The sequence below is a fragment of the Candidatus Hydrogenedentota bacterium genome (assembly GCA_035416745.1).
Lineage (GTDB): Bacteria > Hydrogenedentota > Hydrogenedentia > Hydrogenedentales > SLHB01 > UBA2224.
Window position 1 is genome coordinate 1 of record DAOLNV010000155.1, and the last position, 5,051, is coordinate 5,051.

Consider the following 5,051-nt stretch of genomic DNA (forward strand, 5'->3'; position numbering starts at 1 on the left):
TCTTTCAGACAAGGGAGGGCAGGTTTCAACTTCCGGAAGAGCCAGTCGCGCAGGCCGTGAACGGTGGGGTCGGCCAGGTCCTCGATCTCGTTCAAGACCGCATGGTCGATTTGTTCATACAGGGGATTGAAGGCGGCCGTGATGTCGCCGTAGTCGATCAACCAGGCGGGTTCCGATAAAACCTCGCCTTCAACCACGAGCGTGATATCGAAGCTGTGGCCGTGGAGACGGCTGGTTTTCTCGTTGCCCCGGGGATTGTGATGCGCCGCCTCGGCAAAGAAAGACTTGGTCAGCTCGACGTTCAATCAGACTCCTTTCTGGTCCGGGGGCCAGACAAACTTGTGCAACTGCAGCTGAAACCGGACATCGAGGCCGTCTTCCAGGAGCCATTCGACCAGTACCTGGGGATCGAGGACGCCGAAAACAGGCGCGAACAAGACGGCGTTGCAGCGGGCCGCGAGGTTGTGCGCGCGGAGCACGTCGCGGCTCCATTCGTAGTCGTCGCGGTCGGAAATCACGAATTTCACTTCATCGCGGGGACTCAGCGCGTCCAGGTTGGCCCAGTCGTTCATATCGGACTCGCCGCTGCCCGGGCATTTGAGGTCCATAACCTTGATTACTTCCCGGGGCAGGGCGGCGATGGGCAGGGACCCGCTCGTTTCGCACAGGACGGTGTACCCCTCGGCCAGGAGGGCCTCCGCGAGGGCCGGGCAGCCCTTTTGGAGCAGGGGTTCGCCGCCCGTGATTTCGACCAGGGGGCACCCCAGGCGGCGGCACTCCTCGAGAACCTCGGCTATGGTCATGTTGTCGCCATGATGAAACGCGTACTCGGTGTCACACCAGACGCATCGCAAGTTGCAGCCCGTCAACCGGATAAAGGTGCAGGGCCTGCCGGCCCACGTGGATTCGCCCTGGACGCTGCGGTAGATCTCGGTTACGAGAATCGTGGTCTCAGGGGCGTCCTGCGGCGAATCCGCGGAACCCTTCTTGACATTGCCCGGCTGTAACGATGGTGGAGTCATGAGCAGCCCTCTTCTGCGCGTGGAATACCGGTCATGCGGCCCATTATAAGAAACCGGTGTGCCGCCAATCACATTTCAAACGCGGACCGGACTTTACCTGTTCCGGCAGGGAGTCTAGAATAGTCTGCAGTCTCCGGGGATTTGAACGAAAGGACGTGCCATGAAGAACGGGGTTCGGGTGACAGTTTGGAACGAGGGCGTACACGAGAAAAGCGACCAGAAGGTCGCCAGCATCTATCCCGACGGCATGGGTAAGGCTATCGCCGCCTATCTTGCCCAACAACCCGGGATCGCCTCGGTGCGCGTGGCGGAACTCAACGACAAGGGCCAGGGCCTCACCGATGAGATCCTGGACGGCACCGATGTTATGACATGGTGGGGCCATCTCGCCCACGACAAGGTCACCGACGACAACGCCGACAAGGTCAAGCAGCGGGTCCTGGACGGCATGGGCCTCGTTGTGCTTCATTCGGGCCACTTCTCGAAGGTCTTCAAGGGGCTCATGGGCACCGGCTGCAACCTCAAGTGGCGCGAAGACGGCGGGAAGGAACGTCTCTGGGTGGTCGATCCGGCCCATCCCATCGCCTCCGGGCTCCCCGAATACTTTGAATTGCCCGAAACCGAGATGTACGGCGAACATTTCGACATCCCCCAGCCTGACCAGCTCGTATTCATCAGTTGGTTCGAGGGCGGAGAGGTATTTCGGAGCGGATGCTGCTGGCACCGCGGCATGGGCAAGATCTTTTATTTTCGCCCGGGCCATGAAACGTTCCCCATCTACCACAACGAGACCGTGCTGAACGTCATCTGCAACGGGGTCAAATGGGCGGCTCCCTCGGGCCTCAAGCAGGTCGTCCGCGGCAACGTAAAAGCCCTCGAGAAGATGGCGAAATAGCGCCAGGCCTTCGAATAAACCCGGAATATCGGGTGCAGGAGTCCAAAGGGGTGGCCTTTTCGTGATCAGGCGCGGCCCCTGACGCCATTCGAGTAATGTCATGCGACCACCGGCCCTGAGACTGTCCGACAAGCAGAAAGCGCTCCTGACGCGCCAGCTTACTTACGCGTACGAAGGAGGTATCCCGGCCAAGCGCGCCTTCGAGCTGATGATCGAGGAAAGCCGCGGCCGCAGCCTCAGAGTTCTCGCGCAGGACATCGCCAACGCGATTGGATGCGGGTACTCGCTCGAAGAAGCATTGCGGGCCCGGGGCGGCGCACTGGACGGCTTTTTCGTCGATCTCGTGGCCGCGGGCGAGCGCGCGGGGAAACTGTCCGACGTTCTCGAGACCTTGTGCCTGTGGTACGAGGAGCAATTAGCATTCCGCCGTATGCTCTCCTATCAGTTCAGTTACTACATCGTCCTCTTCACGGTTATCGGCTTCTTCCTCTATCCCTGCATTGCGGTGTTTCTCACCGGGGCCTCGCCCATGCTGCTGGTGCACGCGGCGATCCGGTTCGCAATGTTCGCAGCAATCGTCTACGCGCTGTTTCGGATAGGGGTATTCAGATGGTTCAGCGCGCACACGTGGCCGCTTTCGGGCCTTGCCAAACAACTCAATCTCAGCCGCTTCTGCCGTGTCCTCGCCCTGACCTACGGCCGTTTGTCTTTTCACGAGAGCTGGACCCGCGCTACCGAGTCCGTCTGGGACAAGCGCGCCCAGCGCCATCTCATGCGGGTGCCGGACCGTGTCCGCGAGGGTGCAACGCTTGGGCAGGCCATAGTCGAATGCCCGGTTCTGCCTGACATGGTCAAACAAATGATCGTAACCGCCGAGAAGACGGGCAACGCCGACGAGTGCTTCGGGAAAGCCTCCGAATACCTTCGGAACGAGGCCATGCACCGCGCGCACGTCCTTTCCCTTTCTATTGGCACGGCGATCATCATCGCTGGCGTTGTCTTGCAGGCCCTGGGGGCCGGATTCGCCCTCGGGAAGGTGATTTTCTGGTAGGCTGGCGTAAACCTAGCGGATTGCGCGGCCGTTTGCTACAATCGTGCGTGGTTTGTCTCACACGCGCCGATGCAGGAGTGCTGTATGGGCCTGTTTTCCTCGCAGATACCGGCCAAGAAGATGGTGCCGCTATGCCGGCAGCTCGCGACGTCGTACGACGCGGGCATTCCGATCGTGCGCTCGCTCGAAATCATTGGGCAGCAGCAGCAGGACTCCCGGATTCGCCACATTTTCCAGCAGATGTCCGATTGCGTAAGAAGCGGCGACACGCTGGAGCAGGCGGCGCGCAAACAGAGCAAGTATTTCCCCAATTTCTTCATAGAGCTTATCGCCAGCGGCGAAATCGGCGGCCGGCTCGACGTGATGCTCCGGGATCTGGCTGATTATTACGAGGACCGCCTGGAACGCCAGCGCCGTGTTGTGCGCGTGATGACCCTGCCAGCCATCGAGCTAGCCGCCGCCTGGTTCCTGGGCACGTTCGCCTTGCGCCTTCTCGGACAGTTGACCGGTCTTCTATCGGGCCAAGCCGGCAGGGGGTTCGATTTCGGCGCATTCTTCAAGGATTACGGGTGGTTCCAGACAAAATCGCTCGGTGTTTTCGCGATTCTTTTCGCCATCATCGTGATTCTGTCGCGCATGGGCATCTTCGGCTGGGTGACCGGCCTGTTTACCACGCACATCTTTCCGATGTCCGCCGTCACCAAGCGGTTCGCCCTCGCGCGGTTTTTCCGGAGCCTGTCGTTGCTGCTGGGCGCCGGGGTATACGTGCCGGCAGCCATCGAGCGGTCCGCGGCCGTTTCCGCAAACCCCTACATCGAGCGCGACCTGCTCAAGACCATTCCGCTGATAAAAGAAGGCAGGACCCTCGTCGAAGCGTTCCGGCAGACCAAGTATCTGACCCCGACGGCGCGCGAAATGCTGCTGGTCGGCGAACAGTCCGGAAAACTCGACGAAGCCCTGCGCAAAGTCGCCGATTACCATTTTGAAGAAGCCAACCAGGCCGTGGATATCGCGTCGAAGATCTTCGGCGTATTGATTGTGCTTGCCGTGGCGCTTACGATCGGCTATATCATTATTACGTTTTACACGGGTTTTTATACGGAGGCATAATGAATGAACTCGGGATTTAACGAACCGGATTTTGACTCTGCCGCTGAAGGCAAAGACCGCACCCTCTGGTGGTGGGCGGCCGCGGGCATCCTTGCCGTGGTACTGATTGGCGTGCTCTTCATTTGGGGAAGGGGCGACCCGAACGTGTCCCGTGTGCGTCTGCGACACATCCTGATTTCGTTCGACGCCAACGATCCGGCCGACCGTGCCCGTGCGCTGGAGCTGGCCGAAGCACTCCGCAAACGCATTCTCGAGGGCGAGAGTTTCAGCAAGCTGGCCAAGGAATATTCCAACGACCCCCTGAGCGCCAGCCGCGGCGGCGATCTCAACTATCACAAGAAGGGCGAACTCGACACGGCTATCGAAGACTACGCCTGGAGCGCTCCTGTCGGCGAGTTGAGCGGTGTGCTGCAAACGAGTTACGGCTATCATCTCGTACGCGTCGAGGACCGGCACCTCTCCGATGCCGACGCATATGACCTGGAGATGAAAAAGCGCGCTATGGAGGGGGAAAACGCCCAAAGGCAGTAGGCAAAGGCCCAGAGACAAAAGAGGCCCCGCCGTTCAGCTTCGAGCTCGAGCGGCGGGGCGTTTTTTGGCGTCACGTCTTCGAGTAGAACTTCTGGAGGTTTTGTATAACCGTGGGAAAGTTCAGCCAGTCCTGAAAAAACGCCGAAAGCAGGAGAATCACAATCGTTTCTGCGGGGTCCAAATCGCCCATATCGTTGCCGCCGATGGCTGCCCGTACCGGCATCCTGGATATTCGGCCAATATGCTTCATTGCCATTCCTTCCTCTGGGGCCCATTGCATCGCTTCCCGCGCAACGCAGAAGACTCTATCATACCGCGCCGGGAGGGTCCAATAGGGTGAGGGAGACCCGAATCGCCAGATAAGAAAGTCCTCGCGGGGGGGATCGTATTGTCTCCATGAAGACAAGAACAAACGCACACGGAGACACAGGGAACACGAGAA

The 5,051-nt window shown here is 59.8% G+C and carries 7 protein-coding genes; 4 read left to right on the forward strand and 3 right to left on the reverse strand.

Annotation, left to right across the window (positions count from 1 at the left end):
* Nucleotides 1-305: 6-carboxytetrahydropterin synthase (locus PLJ71_22365; protein HQM51433.1), on the reverse strand; the 305-nt coding region annotated here is incomplete at its 3' end.
* Entirely contained in the window at nt 306-1,022 is a 717-nt protein-coding gene (locus tag PLJ71_22370; protein ID HQM51434.1) for a radical SAM protein, read from the reverse strand.
* A gap of 160 nt (nt 1,023-1,182) precedes the next feature.
* Between PLJ71_22370 and PLJ71_22375 the strand changes: the two genes are divergently transcribed.
* From PLJ71_22375 to PLJ71_22390, 4 genes are all read left to right on the forward strand, one after another.
* Nucleotides 1,183-1,917, forward strand: coding sequence for a ThuA domain-containing protein (locus PLJ71_22375; protein HQM51435.1), 735 nt, complete (start codon nt 1,183-1,185; stop codon nt 1,915-1,917).
* A gap of 100 nt (nt 1,918-2,017) precedes the next feature.
* The gene (locus tag PLJ71_22380) at nt 2,018-2,968 is read left to right on the forward strand and encodes a type II secretion system F family protein (GenBank protein HQM51436.1); all 951 of its coding nucleotides are present in this window, start codon (nt 2,018-2,020) and stop codon (nt 2,966-2,968) included.
* Between the two features lie 84 nt (nt 2,969-3,052).
* A complete protein-coding gene (locus PLJ71_22385) occupies nt 3,053-4,078 on the forward strand; it encodes a type II secretion system F family protein (protein HQM51437.1) in 1,026 nt (341 codons plus the stop codon).
* 3 nt (nt 4,079-4,081) lie between these two features.
* Nucleotides 4,082-4,609 carry a peptidylprolyl isomerase gene (locus tag PLJ71_22390; GenBank protein ID HQM51438.1) on the forward strand — a complete coding sequence of 176 codons (528 nt, stop codon included), beginning with the start codon at nt 4,082-4,084 and terminating at the stop codon, nt 4,607-4,609.
* Nucleotides 4,610-4,679: 70 nt separating this feature from the next.
* Here PLJ71_22390 and PLJ71_22395 read toward each other — a convergent pair whose 3' ends face one another.
* Entirely contained in the window at nt 4,680-4,859 is a 180-nt protein-coding gene (locus PLJ71_22395; GenBank protein HQM51439.1) for a hypothetical protein, read from the reverse strand.
* Nucleotides 4,860-5,051 lie beyond the last annotated feature (192 nt).